General features: G+C 72.6%; 16 protein-coding genes and 1 tRNA gene. 9 read left to right on the top strand and 8 right to left on the bottom strand.

Annotated features, from left to right (window positions below; all coding sequences use genetic code 11):
- Positions 1 to 1024, top strand: a 1024-nt coding sequence (locus GGD88_RS10825) for a calcium-binding protein (RefSeq protein ID WP_221237106.1), incomplete at its 5' end; no start/stop codon positions are given.
- A gap of 201 nt (positions 1025 to 1225) precedes the next feature.
- Here the strand turns inward: GGD88_RS10825 and GGD88_RS10830 are convergent.
- From GGD88_RS10830 to GGD88_RS10865, 8 genes are all read right to left on the bottom strand, one after another.
- Positions 1226 to 1834 carry a hypothetical protein gene (locus GGD88_RS10830; protein WP_184435330.1) on the bottom strand — a complete coding sequence of 203 codons (609 nt, stop codon included), beginning with the start codon at positions 1832 to 1834 and terminating at the stop codon, positions 1226 to 1228.
- 65 nt (positions 1835 to 1899) lie between these two features.
- Entirely contained in the window at positions 1900 to 3648 is a 1749-nt protein-coding gene (locus GGD88_RS10835) for a S8 family serine peptidase (protein WP_184435332.1), read from the bottom strand.
- Between the two features lie 284 nt (positions 3649 to 3932).
- On the bottom strand, positions 3933 to 4802 hold the full coding sequence (locus tag GGD88_RS10840) for a hydrogenase expression/formation C-terminal domain-containing protein (RefSeq protein ID WP_184435334.1): 870 nt from the start codon (positions 4800 to 4802) through the stop codon (positions 3933 to 3935).
- A gap of 133 nt (positions 4803 to 4935) precedes the next feature.
- Positions 4936 to 5241 (bottom strand): HypC/HybG/HupF family hydrogenase formation chaperone, encoded by a 306-nt coding sequence (locus GGD88_RS10845; protein WP_184435336.1) that lies wholly within the window; start codon positions 5239 to 5241, stop codon positions 4936 to 4938.
- A gap of 28 nt (positions 5242 to 5269) precedes the next feature.
- Positions 5270 to 5854 carry a HyaD/HybD family hydrogenase maturation endopeptidase gene (locus GGD88_RS10850; RefSeq protein WP_184435338.1) on the bottom strand — a complete coding sequence of 195 codons (585 nt, stop codon included), beginning with the start codon at positions 5852 to 5854 and terminating at the stop codon, positions 5270 to 5272.
- A complete protein-coding gene (gene cybH, locus GGD88_RS10855) occupies positions 5847 to 6581 on the bottom strand; it encodes a Ni/Fe-hydrogenase, b-type cytochrome subunit (protein WP_184435339.1) in 735 nt (244 codons plus the stop codon). Before cybH ends, GGD88_RS10850 begins: the two co-directional genes overlap by 8 nt.
- Positions 6582 to 6644: 63 nt before the next feature.
- Positions 6645 to 8441 carry a nickel-dependent hydrogenase large subunit gene (locus GGD88_RS10860; RefSeq protein ID WP_184435340.1) on the bottom strand — a complete coding sequence of 599 codons (1797 nt, stop codon included), beginning with the start codon at positions 8439 to 8441 and terminating at the stop codon, positions 6645 to 6647.
- Positions 8442 to 8467: 26 nt separating this feature from the next.
- Positions 8468 to 9631, bottom strand: a complete 1164-nt coding sequence (locus GGD88_RS10865; protein WP_184435341.1) for a hydrogenase small subunit — start codon at positions 9629 to 9631, stop codon at positions 8468 to 8470.
- Between the two features lie 415 nt (positions 9632 to 10046).
- On the opposite strand from GGD88_RS10865, the gene GGD88_RS10870 reads away from it, so the two are divergent.
- The 8 genes from GGD88_RS10870 to GGD88_RS10905 all read left to right on the top strand — a co-directional run bounded on the left by GGD88_RS10870 (position 10047) and on the right by GGD88_RS10905 (position 16575).
- A complete protein-coding gene (locus GGD88_RS10870) occupies positions 10047 to 11369 on the top strand; it encodes a nickel-dependent hydrogenase large subunit (protein ID WP_184435342.1) in 1323 nt (440 codons plus the stop codon).
- On the top strand, positions 11362 to 11703 hold the full coding sequence (gene hypA / locus GGD88_RS10875) for a hydrogenase maturation nickel metallochaperone HypA (RefSeq protein WP_184435343.1): 342 nt from the start codon (positions 11362 to 11364) through the stop codon (positions 11701 to 11703). Before GGD88_RS10870 ends, hypA begins: the two co-directional genes overlap by 8 nt.
- Positions 11704 to 12014: 311 nt before the next feature.
- A complete protein-coding gene (hypB, locus tag GGD88_RS10880) occupies positions 12015 to 12698 on the top strand; it encodes a hydrogenase nickel incorporation protein HypB (RefSeq protein WP_343056340.1) in 684 nt (227 codons plus the stop codon).
- Between the two features lie 17 nt (positions 12699 to 12715).
- Positions 12716 to 13846 (top strand): Kae1-like domain-containing protein, encoded by a 1131-nt coding sequence (locus tag GGD88_RS10885; RefSeq protein WP_184435345.1) that lies wholly within the window; start codon positions 12716 to 12718, stop codon positions 13844 to 13846.
- A 29-nt stretch (positions 13847 to 13875) separates the two neighbouring features.
- A complete protein-coding gene (locus tag GGD88_RS10890) occupies positions 13876 to 14133 on the top strand; it encodes a HypC/HybG/HupF family hydrogenase formation chaperone (protein WP_184435346.1) in 258 nt (85 codons plus the stop codon).
- Positions 14130 to 15305, top strand: coding sequence for a hydrogenase formation protein HypD (hypD, locus tag GGD88_RS10895; protein ID WP_184435348.1), 1176 nt, complete (start codon positions 14130 to 14132; stop codon positions 15303 to 15305). The genes GGD88_RS10890 and hypD overlap by 4 nt, the downstream gene beginning before the upstream one ends.
- On the top strand, positions 15295 to 16338 hold the full coding sequence (gene hypE / locus GGD88_RS10900) for a hydrogenase expression/formation protein HypE (protein WP_184435350.1): 1044 nt from the start codon (positions 15295 to 15297) through the stop codon (positions 16336 to 16338). The genes hypD and hypE overlap by 11 nt, the downstream gene beginning before the upstream one ends.
- A 147-nt stretch (positions 16339 to 16485) precedes the next feature.
- Positions 16486 to 16575: transfer RNA gene (locus GGD88_RS10905), tRNA-Ser, on the top strand.
- The last annotated feature ends 88 nt before the right edge of the window (positions 16576 to 16663 follow it).

Genomic DNA, 16663 nt, shown 5'->3' on the forward strand with positions numbered 1-16663 from the left:
CTTCACGGTCCAGGTGACGGCGGAGGACGCGGCCGGCAACACCAGTGCCGCGACGGACGTGACGCTGGAGGTGCGTGATGTCGACGACACGGCGCCCACGGTCACAAACCTGGGTGTGAACTTCTCGACCAACCAGATCACCTACGACACCGATGAGGCGGGAACGCAGACGATCACTGGGGCGACCGGAGGCAACACGAGCAATGCGGCGTCCGTCGGCAGCAATGGGTTCGTTCCGCAGTCGGAGAGCACCGTCGTCACGGCCACGCTGGACGTGACCGATGCCGCCGGCAACACAGGGTCATCGGCCGGCCTCGTCGGGCTCGGAACAACCGGCGATGACACGATCGTGGGCGCCGCCGAGAATGATGTCCTCGTCGGGTTCGGAGGGGACAACACGCTGCGCGGGAAAGGTGGAGATGACATCCTGGTCGGCGGTACCGGCGATGACGTCATCCGGGGCGGCGCCGGCAACGATGTGATGGTGAGCGGCAGCGATAGCGATGACGACGTGTTCCGCATTGCCTTTGGTGGCGAGGGCGAGGACACGATCCGGGACTTCGATACCGGCGGACTCTTGGATGCGACCGAAGACGTCCTGGATTTTGCCGGCAGCTCGGACGTGGCCAATGTGTCGAACGCTGGAAACTACGCTGAAGAGCGTGCCTACTACCTCTATTCAACGGTCACGGCCGATGACGGCTTCCTCGTGATCAACAATGGTTATGACGGGTTGGGTCCCGTCGGAATCGTGACGAATGCCGCGGACAGTCTTGATGCCGGGGATGTTGCCGCTTACCTCGGGAATATTGGTGTAAAAACGGCGGTACGCTTCGAGAACACCGACAGCGTCTTCTACCTGGCCGTCTCCGATGGAACGGATACTGCCATCTTCCGCGCCGACGCGGCGGCCGGGAACTCCGATACCGTGATCGACGCGACCGAACTGACCAAGATCGTGACCCTGCTGGGAATCGATGATGCTGGCGACCTGGGGAGCGACAACTTCACCGACTTCTCGTGAGGTCGGGTGATCCGCGACGACACCGGAACGAGGGCCGGTCCCGAGGATCGGGGCCCGCCCCACCGGGCGAACATGAAACGACACCGTGATACGTCACAAGAAGGGCCGGTGGCATCGCCACCGGCCCGTCGTCTCTCGGCTCGGGAATAATGGGATGCGGGAGAGGGGGAAGGCGGCGCGGCGCGGCGCCTACTCCCCTTTCTACTTCCCCGCCGCTGGGGCCGCGGGAGTCGCGGCCATCAACTTGAGGCGGCGCATGTCGGTCGCATCGTCGAAGGCCACCGCCGCGCCCTCCTCACCCGCGCGCACCACGCGGCCGGCCACGCCGGCCACCTCCAGCGCGGTGCCGGCCGCGGCCGCCAGCCCGGCGAGCTGGATGCCGCCGGCGGAGACGTCGAGCACCTGGGCGTGCGTCACCCGGCCGTCCGGCCAGGTCACCGGGGCGACGATGCGCGCGTTGCCCTTGGGCTGCGGCCGCGCCCGCTGATGGGCGCGCTGGTCGCGGGCGCCGCTGGCGTGCCACTGCACCCGCCGGCCGCGCAGGTCGGCGTCGTCGTCCAGCATTTCCAACGCGGTCACCCCGCCGCCCTTACGCACCACGCGGGCGCGGGCGCCGCCGATGCGGTCGATCTGCACCGCGACGGTGGCGCCGACCGGTTCGGCGATCTCGGCCTGAATGGCCACGCCGTTGCCGCTGACGTCGACCACGGGGTAGGGGGTCCATGCGGCGTCCTCGCCGGCCTTTAGCACCGTGCGCACCGTCAGGTGTTCGCGGGCGTAGCGGCGGCGGTTGGGGGTGTCGCCATCCATGTCGGGTCTCTCGCTCCCTGGTGCCTTACGGGGACCGGCGGGCGGCGTGTCGCGTCGGGGTCGGGTCAGGCCAGGAACCAGTCGGCATCGAAGGCGCTCACACCCTGCAACTCCACGCTGGAGCCGTCGGCCATTTGCAGGATGACGCCGTCCTCGCCCTGCATCACCTCGAAGCCGCCGCCGTCGTCGCGCCCGGCGAGACGGTCACCGGCGTGGCCGTCGAAGTCCTGCACGACATCGTGCCCGTCGTTGTCGGAGACGTCGAATGTATCGGCACCCCCGCCGCCGTGCAAGGTATCGTTGCCGAGCCCGCCGTAGATGAGATTGGCGGTCTCCGTGCCCACGATCATGTCGTGGCCCGCACCGCCATAGGCATCGTCCAGACCCCAGGTGGTGACCGCCCGCCCGGCCAGCCAGGAGACGGCGCCGTCGGTCAGGTCGATGTGGGCATCACCGCTCAGGGCGGCGGCCTGGAGGGCGTCGCGGCCGCCGTCGTCGTCGACCACCGTGGCGCGCCCGGGCTGGCCACCCAGGGTCGCGAAGGCGTCGGTGAAGACGTAGGTGTCGTCGGCGCTGGCGGCGGCGCCCTCCACGTCCAGGCTGATCCCGGTCAGGGTGCCGTCGAAGCCGGCGCCGTGGTCGGTGACCTCGATGGTCCAGACGCCGGCGGCGGTCTCGCCGCGGAACTGCGCGCTGGTCAGGGTGAAGTCGATGTCGTCGTCGGAGCTGCCGCTGGCGCTGCCGGGGGCCTGGCCGGGGCGGTCCAGCAGGCGGCTGCGGGTGCCCTCGGGCGAGACCAGGTCGATGGTCAGGTCGCCGATCCAGTCGTGCTCCAGGTCGATGCCGAGGCTGACGTGCTCGACGGACAGCGGCGCGTCGAGGCCGAGCTGGATCACCAGCGGCCCGCCGCCGCCGTCCGGGATGGCGGCGCTGCCGGTGATGGCGGCGCGGCCGTGCTGGAGCGTGCCGGCGGTGGCCGAGCCCTGCCAGGCGTCGGCCAGGCGGACCGCGGCGGCGTGGTCCAGCACGCCGAAGCCGATGTTCGGATCGAAGGTCAGGCCGCCGCCGTTGAAGGTGTCGGCGGCGTTGGCGCTGCCGCCGGTGGGCTGGGCGGTGGCGGCCAGGATGGTCTGGACGTCGCGGTAGCCCAACTCGGGGGCCTCGGCCAGCATGTCGCTGACCGCCGCGGCCACCTGCGGGGCGGCAAACGAGGTGCCGGTCACGGTGCCGGCGCCGGGGTTGCCCGGGTCGACGGGCACGTCCACGCCGCGCGCCGACAGCAGCACGGCGGCGCCGGGGGTGGAGAAGTCGGCGGCGGCGCCGAGCGCGTCGACGGCCCCCACGGCGATGGTGCCGGGGTCGTTCTGGAAATTGTGATGGTTGACGTTGTCGCCGTCGTCGCCCCGGTTGCCGGCGGCGAAGACGAAGACGGATCCCTTGCCGTCGCGGCCCTCGGTCAGGGCGCGATCGAGCGCGGCGGAGGCGCCGGCGTAGTCCGGACCGGCGAAGTCGTCGCCGAACATGCGCGACACGCCCCAACTGGCCGCGAACACGTCGACGTCGAGGTTGCCGTGGACCAGGTCGGCGAAGCTGGCGCCGAGCTGGGCCGAGCTGAGGGCGATGTCCAGCGGGCGCACCCCGCCCGCGGGCGGGGTGGTCGCGGTGTTGAGCAGCACCCGGGCGACCGTGGCGCCGTGCGAGCCGATGGGTGCGTCCATCGCCGCCGCGAACACGCTGGCGTTAAATCCGATTCCCTGATCCAGGACCGCGACCACCGGCGCGCTCGCCGTGCCCTGTCCGCCCGCGTTGCCCATGGTGCCCGTTCCTTCTGTGTCAGCACCGCCCCGGCGTCTCCGATGCGACCACCGCGCGCGCTCGTCCTGGCGCCTCCTTGCGCCGGTGGCGTCACCGTTAAGGTCCACCATACTCCAAATCGGCGCCGGGCTCGCCCTGAATCGCGGCGTCTGCCGCTGCGCGCGCAGGCGGCGACGGTCCAACCGTATCTTCTTCGATAACACGGACGCGGTTAACGCGGCCTTACCGAAATGCGGTCGGCCGGCGCGCCCACCTCTTCAGGTAGGCGTCTTCAGGTCGGCGTCTACAGGTAGGCATCGCGGATCTCCGCCAGGCGCTCGGCGGCGTCGGCGAAATCCTCGGCGGCCGCGGCGGCGGCGGCGGGAACGCCGCCGACCTCCAGGGTCTCCAGGATCACCGTCCCGGAGGCGTTCAGGAAGCGCACCGACCAGACCCGGTCCACCCCGGTGGCGGCGATATCGCAGGTGCCGTAGCCGCGCGACCGGAGCGCCACCGGTCCGGTCCCCAGGATGGCGCGCAGCGCCGCCAGGTCGGCCGCCGTCACCGGCAGCCGTGACAACGCGATGACGTGATTGGGCGCGGTCGGCGTGTGGGCGGCCGCGCGGTCGGCGATCTCGGCCAGCAGCGGACCGGCGACCAGGGTTTCGGCCGGCGGGGCGTCGTCCGTCAGGGTGGCGGCCGGGCGCCCCGGGGCGGTGGTGGCGACCACGGCCGGGACCGCCGCGATCTCGATCCAGCGGGCCAGGGTGCCGCCGTCGGGATCCCGCCGGTGCAGGCGCCACACGCCGGTGAGGACCGATTCGCGCACCGCCACCGTCTCGCCGCCGGCCGCCTGGACGGTGCCGGTGACCTCCCCGGACCCCAGGATCTGGTCCAGCAGGGTGACCCCGGCCGGGCCGACGCCGGACAGGTCGAACACCGCCGGCGGGGGTGGCGCCGGTGCCGTGGCGCGCGCGCGTAGGGCCGCCAGCATGGCCTCGACCAGCGCCAGCGCCTCGGGGGCGGCGGCGACCAGGGCTTCGGCCGCCGCCAGGGCGTGGCCGCGGTGGCCCGCCGCCGGCGGACCCAGCGCCTCGGGTCCTGCGGCCGGCAGCGTGGGACCGGCGGCCCAGGCGGGGACAGCGAAGGGGGCATCGGGCAGGTGGTCGGGCATGGTCACGGACTCCCGGGGAAAGCGACAGCAGGGAACGGGGGCTGCCGCGCACGGATAGGGCGTATGCAAGACCGGTTGGCCCCTCTTGGTCCCACGCCGGAGGGTGGGCGCAGGAGGGAGGTCACAGGATTCCTCAACTCTCGGGTGTCCGACGCAGGTGCGGCGGCAGTTCGGGCGCGCGGTCCACCAGGTCGGCGAACAGGTGGTCCACCGATCCGCCGTCCAGCGCGGTGTCAAGCGCCTCCAGCGCCTGGGCGATCTGGTGGGCCTCGTCCGCGCTGAGGACGGCGTGGGCGGTGTCGCGGTGGACCAGGACCCAGGCGCCGACGGGGGGCGGGTCGAGCAGGGCCAGCGACACGGTCCGGGGACCGCCGCGCCCCACGCACTGGGCCTGTATGCCGCTCACCACCTCAATGCGCATGGGGATGCCAAGGCACATGGTCCGGTCTCCTGGTTCCGCCGCGCCTTCAGCCGGTCGCCAGCGGGTCGCGCTCGTAGCCCCCGAGGTCGAGGCCGTGGCGCAGCAGGCCCGCGCCGGGACCGTCGGGCGCCGCGGGCCGCGGCACCGCGCCGATGCCCCAGGCGGCCAGTTCGGCCAGCCCCAGGTCCAGGGCGGCGTCCAGCCGGTCGCGCACCACCGCGCTGAGGGGGCCGCCCCAGGTCTCCAGGTCGGCCGCCTGCACCCCGATGAGCGTGAGCCGCGCCGGCGCGCGGCCCAGCAGGTCGGCGGCCGCCAGCACGTCCTGGAATCCGGTCTGATGCAGGCTCATCGCCTTGGCGCCGGTGAAGCGCGGCACCTCGTCGCCGCGCACCACGATCAGGGTGCCGGGTGGCTGGCCGAAGTCGACGGCGTCGAACACCAGCAGGTTGGCGGCCGCGCGCACATGCGGCACGAGGTAGAGGCCCTGGGTGCCGCCGTCCATCACCTCGACGCAGGCGGGGAAGACGTAGCGGGCATGCAGCGCCTCCACCGCGCGCACGCCGAAGCCCTCGTCGGCCCACAACAGGTTGCCGATGCCGAGGACCAGGGTGCGGGCCGGCGGATCAATCATCGCGGTTGTCCTTGAACATGCGCTCGCCCGAAATCATGGTCGAGATCATGGACTGACGCGACATGATGTCCTCGCGCACGGCGGCGTAGACGTGCAGGATGGTGTAGATGACGAAGGCCCACATGCCGAGATGATGCCACGTGTGCACCGACTGACTGTTGGGGAAGATGTCGAACACCCAACCGAATAGCCAGTATTGCCAGCTATCCAGGCCGGTGCCTTCGGCATAGAGCGCGAACCCGGTGATGATCATGAAGAACATGCCCAGGGTGAACACCGTGAACATCACGAACTGGGCCAGCGGATTGTGGCCCACGTACTTTTTCGGTTCGGTGCGCATGAAGGCATACCAGCTCGCCTCCCACAACACCCCGCCCCAGTAGTCCCGGCGCCAGAACGGCAGCTTGAAGAGCTGGCGGCTGTGATGGTTGCCGACAACGGCCCAGTAGATGCGCAGCAGCCAGGCGATGGCCAGCACGTAACCGGCGGTGAAGTGGATGAAGCGGATGGTGCCCATGAGGGCGGAGTCGCTGGCCTCCCCGGGTACGCTGGGCAGCGGCGTGCCGATGAAGAAGCCGGTCACCACCAGCACCGTGATCGTCACCGCCGTGACCCAGTGCCAGACCCGCAGCGGCGCCTCGTAGACATAGATCGAGGTGCGTTCGATGGACGCGTCCTCGGGCGTGACGTCGGCGGCGTGGATGTCGCGGCCGGTGTGGATGGTCATCGGGCGTCTCCCCGTCGCGGGTCTGGACCTTGGGCCTCCAACGGACTCCCCGGCGTGCCGGCGTCACCGCACCTGCACGCGTGCCTTCTCCTGGCCGTCCGGGCTCATGACGTGGGTCGAGCAGGCCAGGCAGGGATCGAAGGAATGGATGGTGCGCAGGATCTCCAGCGGCTGCTCCGGATCGGCCAGGGGGGTGTCCAGCAGCGCCGCCTCGAACGCCCCGATGGTGCCGGCCGGATCGCGCGGCGAGCCGTTCCAGGTGGTCGGGACGACACACTGGTAGTTGCGGATGCGCCCGCCCGAGATCTCGACCCAGTGCCCCAGGGCGCCCCGCGGGGCCTCGGTGAAGCCGGCGCCGCGTGCGGTGTCCCGCGGCCAGGTCTTGGGGTCCCACAGGTCGGTGTTGGCGGTGGCCGTGTCGCCGGCCTTGAGGTTGGCCATCAGGGCGTCGAAACTGTCCTTCAGGCGGTGCGCCGCCCACTGGCATTCCAGGCCGCGCGCGGCGGTCCGCCCCAGGGTGGAGAACAGCGCGCTCAAGGGGACGTCGAGGTGGCGCAGGGTCGCGTCCACCGGCTCCTTGAACTCCGGTTTGCCCTGCACGTAGCCGATGACGAAGCGGGCCAGCGGCCCGACCTCCATGGCGTGGCCACGCCAGCGCGGCGCCTTCAGCCAGGAGTACTTGGCCGACTCGTCCAGGGCATGGATCTGGCGGGCGTCCCCCTGGGTACCGGGGCCGAGCGCGAACTGCGGCTCGGTGATGCCGTCGAAGGGGTGCAGGCCCTGGGAGTCGTCACCGTAGGTGTACCAGGAGTGGGTCACGTATTCCTGGACCTGCTCGGGATCCTTCAGATCCACGTCGTGGACCGTGGACAGGTCGCCCCCGACGATGGCGCCGCGCGGCAACATCAGGCTGTCGGCGCTATAGTCGTTGGCGCGCCGCGGCATGTCGCCGTAGGACAGCAGGCTTTGTGAGGCCAGCCCGCCGCCGTGCAGCCAATCCTTGTAGAACCCGGCGATGGCCAGCAGGTCGGGGATGTACACCTGCTCGATGAACGCCACCGACTGATCGACGATCGAGGCGACCAGGTTCAGCCGCTCCATGTTGACCGCGCCGACCGCTCCGGTGCCATCGAGGTTGATGGCGCAGGGCACCCCGCCCACCAGCCAGTTCGGGTGCGGGTTCTTGCCGCCAAAGACGGTGTGGATCTTGACGATCTCCTTCTGGAAATCGAGCGCCTCCAGGTAGTGCGCCACCGCCATCAGGTTCGCTTCCGGCGGCAGCCGGTAGGCCGGGTGCCCCCAGTAGGCATTGCGGAACGGCCCGAGCTGGCCGGACTCGACGAAGCGCGCGAGCCGGCCGCGGATATCGCGGAAGTAGCCGGGCGAGGACAGCGGCCAGGACGACAGCGACTGCGCCAGCGCCGAGGTGGCCTTGGGATCGGCCTTCAGGGCGGAGACCACATCGACCCAGTCCAGGGCGTGCAGGTGGTAGAAGTGCACCAAGTGGTCCTGCACGTACAGCGTGAGCTGCATGATGTTGCGGATGATGTTGGCGTTGGCCGGGATGTCGATGCCCAGCGCGTCCTCGACCGCGCGCACCGAGGTCAGCGCGTGGGTGCCCGTGCAGACGCCGCAGATGCGCTGGGTGAAGGCCCAGGCGTCGCGGGGGTCGCGGCCGCGCAGGATCAACTCCAGGCCGCGCCACATGGTGCCGGTGGAGACCGCGTTGCGGATGACGTTGTCGTCGTCGACGTTCACTTCCAGGCGCAGGTGGCCCTCGATGCGGGTGACCGGGTCCACGACCACGCGGCGGCCGCTGGTGTCCAGGGAGAAGCCGTTCGGGGTGCTGAGGGTCGTCATGGGGGGCTGTCCTCCTTGGGGCCGGATCAGGTGTCGGTCCGGTCGGAGCCGTCGGCCGGCGGGCGCGCGCGCGCGGCGCGGTCCGCCTCGGCCTGGGCGGCGGCCCGGGCGTTGCGGCGGTCGCGCTTGTCGGCGGCGGTCTTGACGATGCTGACCCCGGCATGGGCGGCCACCGCGCCGCCGGCCAGCGCCGCCAGCGTGGCGCCGACGGTGTCGGCGGTGCCCTCGGCGGCGAGCGGCTCCAGGCTGGTCAGGCGTTCGTAGAACGGTCCCTTGTCCCAGAAGGCGTCTTCCGAACAGCCGATGCAGCCGTGGCCGGACTGGATGGGGAAGGACACGCCCTCGTTCCAGCCCACGGTGGAACAGGCGTTGTAGGTGGTCGGCCCCTTGCAGCCCATCTTGTACAGGCAGTAGCCCTTGCGGGCGCCCTCGTCGTCCCAGGACTCGACGTACTGGCCGGCGTCGAAGTGCGGGCGGCGGTAGCATTTGTCGTGGATGCGCTGGGCATAGAACATCTTCGGCCGGCCGTGGCGGTCGAGCTGGGGCAGCCGCTCGAAGGTCAGCATGTAGGTCAGCACGCCGGTCATCACCTCGGCGATGGGCGGGCAGCCCGGCACCTTGATGACCGGCTTGTCGGTGACGACCTGGTGCACCGGCGTGGCCTGGGTCGGGTTCGGCTTGGCCGCCTGCACGCAGCCCCAGGAGGCGCAGGAGCCCCAGGCGATGACGGCGCGCGCGTCCGCCGCCATCTCGGTCAGCTTGTCGACGAACGGGCGGCCGCCGGGCAGGCAGTAGACACCGCCGTCCTTCAGCGGCGGGTTGCCCTCGACGGCCAGGATGTACTCGCCTTTATGGGTCTCGCGCACCTCCTCCAGGATGGCCTCGGCCTGGTGGCCGGCGGCGGCCATGATGGTGTCGTCGTAGTCCAGCGAGATCATCGACAACACCACGTCCTTCACCAGCGGGTGCGCCGAGCGGATGAAGCTCTCGGTGCAGCAGGTGCACTCCAGCCCGTGCAGCCAGATGACGGGGATGCGCGGTTTGGTCTCCAGCGCCTCGGCGATGCGCGGCGCCCAGGCCGGACCGAGCCCGAGCGCGACCGATGTCAGGCCGCAGAACTTCAGGAAGCTGCGCCGGGACAGGCCCTGCCGGCGCATCACCTCGTAGAACGTTTCGGTTCGCGATGACATGACGGTGTCCCCCTGGCTCCATGACGTCCCGGGCGCCGGCGGCGCCCTCCGGCGGGTCCGGCCCGGCGACCGGGTCCGGTCTGCGGACCCGCCCCGCCCCCCGGCGACCCGCCCTGACGCGGTTCGCCGTATGCGGAGTCTTGTGGGCGCAGTTCCCCGAAAGGCCCTCGATTATCCCCCCATTTGCGCCCGCAAACGCAAGATAATTGCGTTATGCTGTGGTCTGGGCGCAATTAGATTGACAATCGTCAATGAGTCAGAGAAAACCACATGTGGCATGGGGTCGGCAAGCGCCTTCTTGCATCCGGCGGCCGTCCTGACGGAAAGGGTGAAGGTGCTGCGCGGGTTCGGCCCGGGGAGAGGTCATGGTGCGGCGCGATGCGTCATTGTGCATTGCAACAGAAGGCGGGGACTCATGATTCGAATCCCGGGGCCGGCCGAGGGGGCGGCAGGCGATCCCAAAGGCGATCCCAAAGGCGGGCCGAAAGGCGATCCCGAAGGCGGCCCGCCGAGCCCGGCCGTCGCCCCCGACGACCCATCGGCGGCCTGGCCGGACCCGGAGGGACTGATCGTGCGCCTCGCGGTCTCCGGCGGGCGGGTGGCGGATGTCCGCCTGTCCCCGTCGGCGCGCGTGGGCGCCGCGGCGGCGTTGATCGGGCAGCCGCTCCCCGACGCCGTGCGTCTGGTCGGTCGGGTCTTCTCCCTGTGCGGCCGGGCGCAGACGGTGGCGGCCGCGCGCGCGGCGGAAGCCGCCGAGGGGCGCGCCGTGGATGCCGCGACCGAAGCGGCCCGCAGCCTTCTGATCCTGGCGGAGGCGGTGGAGCAGGGCACCCTGACGCTGCTGCTGGACGGTCCGGCGGCGATCGGGCAGGCGCCCGACACGGCCATCCTGCGGGCGGTCCGCCGCGATGCGGCCGAGGTCGCTCGGCGCGCCGCCGTGCCGGGCTGGGACGCGGTCGGCGGGGGGGGCCGGGCGGCGCCGGCGTGGCCCGGGCCGGGCCTGGCGGAGAGCGTGGGGACGATGGCGGCGCGGCTGCGGGCGGTCCTGCCCGCGGGCGGGCGGCTGCCCGAGAGCCGGGCCGGCCTGCGGGCCTGCCTGCGGGAGGACGACGGCACGGTGGCGGCGGTCCTCGCCGCGGCCATGGCCGAGCCGCCGCTGGCGGAGGGGCCGCCGCGGCCGCTGGCCGGTTGGTCGTTGGACGATTTCGCGCCCGCGCTGCGTGGCCCGGGGGCGGCGGCGTTTGCCGCGCGGCCGACCTGGCGTGGCGCGCCGGCGGAGACCGGTCCCCTGGCCCGGTTCGCGCGCCATCCGCTGGTGCGCGACCTGTGGGCCTGCGGCGCCATCGTGGCGGCGCGGCTGGTGGCCCGCGTGCTCGACCTGGTCCGGACGGTTGATGGTATGATCCGGCTCATGCGGCCGCCGGGCGTGGCCGGCGCCACGGCCGCGCCGGCGGTTCTGGCCGACGGTCGGGGGGCCGGTCTGAGCGGGGTCGAGACCGCGCGCGGCCTGCTCCTGCACCGGGTCGCGGTGCGGACGGGGCGGGTCGCGGACTGGCGGATCGTCGCCCCGACCGAGTGGACGTTCCACCCGGACGGCCCGCTGCGGCGCGTGCTGGCGGGGCTGGACGCCACCGATGCCGCGGCCTTGCGGCGCCGGGTCCGGCTGCTGGTGGCGGCCATGGACCCTTGCGTTGCCTGTGACCTGCGTCTCGTGGACTCGGAGACGGCCCGTGCATGAGGTGGCTCTGACCGAGAGCATCCGGCGCATTCTGGAGGCCGAGGCCGAACGCCAGGGCTTCACGCGGGTGCGCACCGTGTGGCTGGACCTGGGGGTGTTGTCGCACGCCGATCCCGAGGCGCTGCGGTTCTGCTTCCCGGCGGTGATGCGGGGCTCGCTGGCCGAGGGGGCGCGGCTGGAGATCCGGCGGCCGCCCGGGCGCGGCTGGTGCCTGCCCTGCGGGGTCGAAATCGCGGTGGCGGCGCGCGGCGATCCTTGCCCATACTGTGGTGGCTATCAGATCCAGGTGACGGCCGGGGACGACATGCGGCTGACCGAACTGGAGGTGGCGTGATGTGCGGAGTCTGCGGATGCGGCGGCGCCGAGGGCGACGGGGGGGCGCACCCCCATGCCCACACACACGCCCAGACCCACGCCCCCGATCACGCCCACGATCACGCCCACGATCACGCGACGTCCCATGGTCACGCCCATGTCCAGGCGCACACCCAGTCCCATGCGCATGCGCATTCCCACGCCCAAGCCCAAGCCCATGCGAATGGGACCCAAGCCCATGCGAAGGGGAAGGAACGGCCCCCCCAGGACCTGCCTGGTCCCGGCACCGGGGCCGCGGCTGGCGATGACCGGGGCGCCCGGATCGTGCGCGTGGAACGGGACATCCTGGCCGAGAACGACCGACGCGCCGCCGGCAACCGGGCCTGGTTCGGGGCCCGCGGCATCCTGACGCTGAACCTGGTCTCGGCACCGGGATCGGGCAAGACGGCGCTGCTGGTGCGCACGCTGGCCGACCTCAAGGAGACGCGACCGATCGCGGTCATCGAGGGCGATCAGCAGACCGACCTCGACGCGGACCGCATCCGCGCGGCCGGGGTTCCGGCGGTGCAGGTGAACACCGGCAGGGGCTGCCATTTGGACGCCGCCATGGTGGGCCGGGCCGCCGCCACGCTGGATCCGCCGCGCGGGGCGCTGCTGTTCGTGGAGAACGTCGGCAACCTGGTCTGCCCGGCCGCCTTTGACCTCGGCGAGGCGGCCCGGGTGGTCGTCATCTCGGTCACCGAGGGCGAGGACAAGCCGCTCAAGTATCCGGACATGATCCGCACCGCCGACCTGATGCTGCTGAACAAGGTCGACCTGCTGCCACACGTGGCATTCGACGTCGACCGCTGTATCGGCTTCGCCCGTCGGGTCAACCCGGACCTGATCGTGCTGCCGGTGTCGGCGACCTCCGGCCAGGGGCTGGACGCCTGGTACGCGTGGATCCGGGCGTGCCAGCCGGCGGCCCGGCCTGCGCCGGCAAGCGAGCCCGGCGCCGGGGCGGTGGCCCCGTGACGGCCGGCGCGGCGTCCATGGCCGCCGTCACCGACCCGGACCCGGTGGTCTGGAGCGCGCCCGTCGCCGGCGTGCCGATGGTGCCGGTGGCGGGCATGGGTGCCTTCCTGAAGGCCGCCGTGGCGGTGATGGGGCAGGGCCGGGCGGCGCTGTCGCGGCCGGCCGGGGATCTGGGCGACGTCGACACCCGGCGCGCCTACGACCGCCTGGTCGAGGCCCTGGTGGCCCGTCTGCGGGCGGCCCCGCGGGTCATCGCCCACGACCTGCATCCGGATTTCCACTCCACCCACGCCGCGCGCGCCCTGGCGGCGCGGACCGGCGCCGCCCTGCTGCCGGTGCAGCACCACCACGCCCACATCGCCGCTGTCGCGGCCGAGCACGGCCACGTCGGCCCGCTCCTGGGGCTGGCGCTGGACGGCTTCGGTCTGGGACCGGACCGGGAGTCCTGGGGCGGCGAGCTGCTGCGCGTCGACGGCGCCCGCGTCGACCGCCTCGGGCACCTGCGCCGGCTGCCGCAGCCGGGCGGCGATGTGGCGGCGCGCGAGCCCTGGCGCATGGCGGCGGCGGCGCTGCACGTGCTGGGGCGCACCGACGCCATCGCCGCGCGCTTCGCCGACCAGCGGCATGCCGGCCTGCTCGGCCAGGTGCTGACGCGCGGCGTCAACTGCCCCGAGACCAGTTCCGCCGGGCGCCTGTTCGATGCCGCCTGCGGGCTGCTCGGCGTGCATCCGGTGGCCGCGTTCGAGGGCCAGGCGCCGATGGCCCTGGAGGCCATGGTCACCGCGCCGCGCACGCTGGACGGCGGCTGGCGCATCGACGACGCCAGCGGCGTGCTCGACCCGCGGCCGCTGCTGGAAGCGCTCGCCGTCCCCGGGATGACCCCGGAGGCGGGCGCCGACCTGTTCCACGGCACCCTGGCCGCCGCGCTGGTGGACTGGGCCGCGCGGGCGGCGGAGGCGACCGGGGTGCGCACCGTCGGCCTGTCCGGCGGCTGCTTCTTCAACCGCGTGCTGACGCGGGCGGTGGCGGAGGGGCTGCGGGAGCGGCGCCTGACCGTGCTGAGCCACCACGCGGTGTCGCCGGGCGACCCCGGGCTGAGCCTGGGTCAGGCGTGGGTGGCGGCCCACCACGCCGCCCGGGTGTGCTGACGGCGACTGCTGAAGGGGGACTCTGCCGCATGTGCCTCGCCGTGCCGGCCCGCATCACCGCCCTGCTGCCCGACGCCATGGCCCGCGTCGATCTGGGCGGCGTCGGCAAGACGATTTCCGTCGCCCTGGTCGACGACCTGAGCGTCGGCGACTACGTCATCCTGCATGTGGGCTACGCGCTGGCCCGCCTCGATCCGGCCGAGGCCCAGGCGACGCTGGCGCTGATGGGCGCCACGACCGCCACGACCGCCACGACCGCCACGGACGGCGAGGGGGGGGCGTCATGAGATACGTCGACGAATTCCGCGACCCCGCCCTGGGCCGCCGCCTGATCGCGGCGATCGCGGCCGAGGTGCGGCCGGACCGGCGCTATCGCCTGATGGAGTTCTGTGGCGGCCACACCCACGCCATCGCCAACCAGGGGCTTGCCGCCCTGCTGCCCGAGGCCATCCGGCTGGTGCACGGTCCCGGCTGCCCGGTGTGCGTGCTGCCGGTGGGGCGGCTGGACATGGCGCTGGCGCTGGTTCGCCGGCACCCCGAGGTCATCCTGTGCACCTACGGCGACATGATGCGGGTGCCGGCCAGCGGCGGCGACAGCCTGTTCTCGGCCCGCGCCGAGGGCGCCGACGTGCGCATGGTCTACTCCACCCTCGACGCCCTGGCGGTGGCGCGCAGCACCCCGCACCGGCCGGTGGTGTTCCTGGCTATCGGGTTCGAGACCACGACCCCGCCCACGGCGCTGGCCCTGACGCGGGCGGCGGCGGAGGGGCTGACCAACTTTTCGGTGTTCTGCAACCATGTGCTGACGCCGCCGGCCATCGCCGCCATCCTCGCAGGGGCGGGGGAGGGGGGCGGTGCGGCGCGGCCGCTGGACGGCATCATCGGCCCTGCCCATGTCTCGACCGTGATCGGCAGCGACGCCTACGCGCCCTGTGCGGCGCGGTTCGGCGTGCCGGTGGTGATCGCCGGCTTCGAGCCGCTCGACATCCTGCGGGCGGTGCTGCTGCTGGTGCGCCAGGTCAACGCCGGCCGGGTGGCGGTCGAGAACGAGTACACCCGCGCCGTGACCCCGGCCGGCAACCGGCGCGCCCAGGCGCTGATGGCCGAGGTGTTCGCGGTGCGGCCGTCGTTCGAGTGGCGCGGCCTGGGGGCGGTGCCGGCTTCGGCGCTGGAGATCCGGGCCGCCTATGCCGCCTGGGACGCCGAGCGGCGGTTTGCCATGCCGCCGCTTGTGGGCCGCGAGAACCCGGCCTGCGACTGCGGCGCCGTGCTGCGCGGCGCGCTGGCGCCGCGCGACTGCCGCCTGTTCGGCCGCGCCTGCACGCCGGAGCGGCCGCAGGGCGCGTGCATGGTCTCCGCCGAGGGCGCCTGTGCCGCGGCCTGGACCCAGGGTCCGGCCCGGCGGGATCAGCCCGGCGACGTCAACCGCAGGGCCGCCGGAGGCGCCCATGCCGGCTAGACGATTCCCGCCCCTGGACCTGACGGGCGGCCGCGTGGAGTTGGGCCATGGCGCCGGCGGCCGGGCCATGACTCAGCTCGTGCGCGAGATTTTCGTGGCCGTCTTCGACTCCGACGCTTTGGCCCGGGGCGATGACAACGCCCGCGTCCCGGTGCCGCCGGGCCGGCTGGTCATGACCACCGACGGGTACGTCATCACCCCGCGCCGGTTCCCGGGCGGCGACATCGGAGCGCTGGCCGTGCACGGCACCATCAACGACGTCGCCATGTCGGGCGCGCAGCCGCTCTACCTGTCGGCGGGGTTCATCGTCGAGGAGGGGCTGCCGCTGGCGGAACTGGCCTGGGTCGCCGGAACCATGGCCGGCGCGGCGCGCGAGGCCGGGGTGGCGATCGTCACCGGCGATACCAAGGTGGTGGAGCGGGGCGGCTGCGACGGGCTGTTCATCACCACCACCGGCGTCGGCGTGCTGACCGACGACCGGCTCGACATCGCCGGCGACCGCGCCCGCCCGGGCGACGCCGTCGTGCTCAGCGGCACGGTGGGCGACCACGGCGTGGCGGTGCTGTCGCAGCGCGAGAACCTGGCCTTCGAAAGCCCGGTGCTGTCCGACAGCGCGGCCCTGAACGGGCTGGTGGCGGCCATGGTGGCGGCGGTGCCGGAGCTGCGGGCGATGCGCGATCCCACGCGGGGCGGGCTGGCGGCGACCCTCAACGAACTGGCCGATCAGTCCGGCGTGGGGATGGTGATCGAGGAGGCTGCGGTGCCGGTGACGCCGGCGGTACGCGGCGCCTGCGAGCTGCTGGGCCTGGATCCGCTCACCGTCGCCAACGAGGGCAAGCTGGTGGCGATCTGCCCGCCCGGCCGGGCCGACGATCTGGTGGCGGCGATGCGGGCGCATCCGCTGGGCCGCGAGGCCGCGCGGATCGGCACCGTGATCGAGGACGCCGACCGGTTGGTGCAACTCGAGACCGCCCTGGGCGGACGGCGCGTGGTCGACTGGTTGGCCGGCGAGCAGTTGCCCCGCATCTGCTGAGGTCGCCGCGCAGGCGCGTGGTCGGGGACTGGGGGGGCCGAGCCGTCGGGGGAGCGCGGGCCTTTGGGGGATTGACCCGCCGGCCTGTCTTCGACAGAAGAGACCGCCGGACCCGCCCGCGGTGCGGCATCGGCGTAGGGACCGTCTGGATGGGTGGCCGAGCGGTTTAAGGCACCGGTCTTGAAAACCGGCGGACGGGCGACCGTCCCGTGGGTTCGAATCCCACCCCATCCGCCATTCCCCCATACAGGCCCGTGCGCAGCGATGCGTACGGGCCTTGTTTTTCTGGATTTTCCCTTCCCCTCAGTCCATATCTGTCCGCGTG

Origin of the sequence: Roseospira goensis (assembly GCF_014197795.1) — a bacterium.
In the GTDB taxonomy this organism is placed as follows: domain Bacteria; phylum Pseudomonadota; class Alphaproteobacteria; order Rhodospirillales; family Rhodospirillaceae; genus Rhodospira; species Rhodospira goensis.

Coding starts and splice junctions, on each gene's coding strand:
- GGD88_RS10830 (WP_184435330.1), bottom strand. CDS start 1,834: ATGGATGGCGACACCCCCAACCGCCGCCGCTACGCCCGCGAACACCTG.
- GGD88_RS10835 (WP_184435332.1), bottom strand. CDS start 3,648: ATGGGCAACGCGGGCGGACAGGGCACGGCGAGCGCGCCGGTGGTCGCG.
- GGD88_RS10840 (WP_184435334.1), bottom strand. CDS start 4,802: ATGCCCGACCACCTGCCCGATGCCCCCTTCGCTGTCCCCGCCTGGGCC.
- GGD88_RS10845 (WP_184435336.1), bottom strand. CDS start 5,241: ATGTGCCTTGGCATCCCCATGCGCATTGAGGTGGTGAGCGGCATACAG.
- GGD88_RS10850 (WP_184435338.1), bottom strand. CDS start 5,854: ATGATTGATCCGCCGGCCCGCACCCTGGTCCTCGGCATCGGCAACCTG.
- cybH (WP_184435339.1), bottom strand. CDS start 6,581: ATGACCATCCACACCGGCCGCGACATCCACGCCGCCGACGTCACGCCC.
- GGD88_RS10860 (WP_184435340.1), bottom strand. CDS start 8,441: ATGACGACCCTCAGCACCCCGAACGGCTTCTCCCTGGACACCAGCGGC.
- GGD88_RS10865 (WP_184435341.1), bottom strand. CDS start 9,631: ATGTCATCGCGAACCGAAACGTTCTACGAGGTGATGCGCCGGCAGGGC.
- GGD88_RS10870 (WP_184435342.1), top strand. CDS start 10,047: ATGATTCGAATCCCGGGGCCGGCCGAGGGGGCGGCAGGCGATCCCAAA.
- GGD88_RS10885 (WP_184435345.1), top strand. CDS start 12,716: ATGGCCGCCGTCACCGACCCGGACCCGGTGGTCTGGAGCGCGCCCGTC.
- GGD88_RS10890 (WP_184435346.1), top strand. CDS start 13,876: ATGTGCCTCGCCGTGCCGGCCCGCATCACCGCCCTGCTGCCCGACGCC.
- hypD (WP_184435348.1), top strand. CDS start 14,130: ATGAGATACGTCGACGAATTCCGCGACCCCGCCCTGGGCCGCCGCCTG.
- hypE (WP_184435350.1), top strand. CDS start 15,295: ATGCCGGCTAGACGATTCCCGCCCCTGGACCTGACGGGCGGCCGCGTG.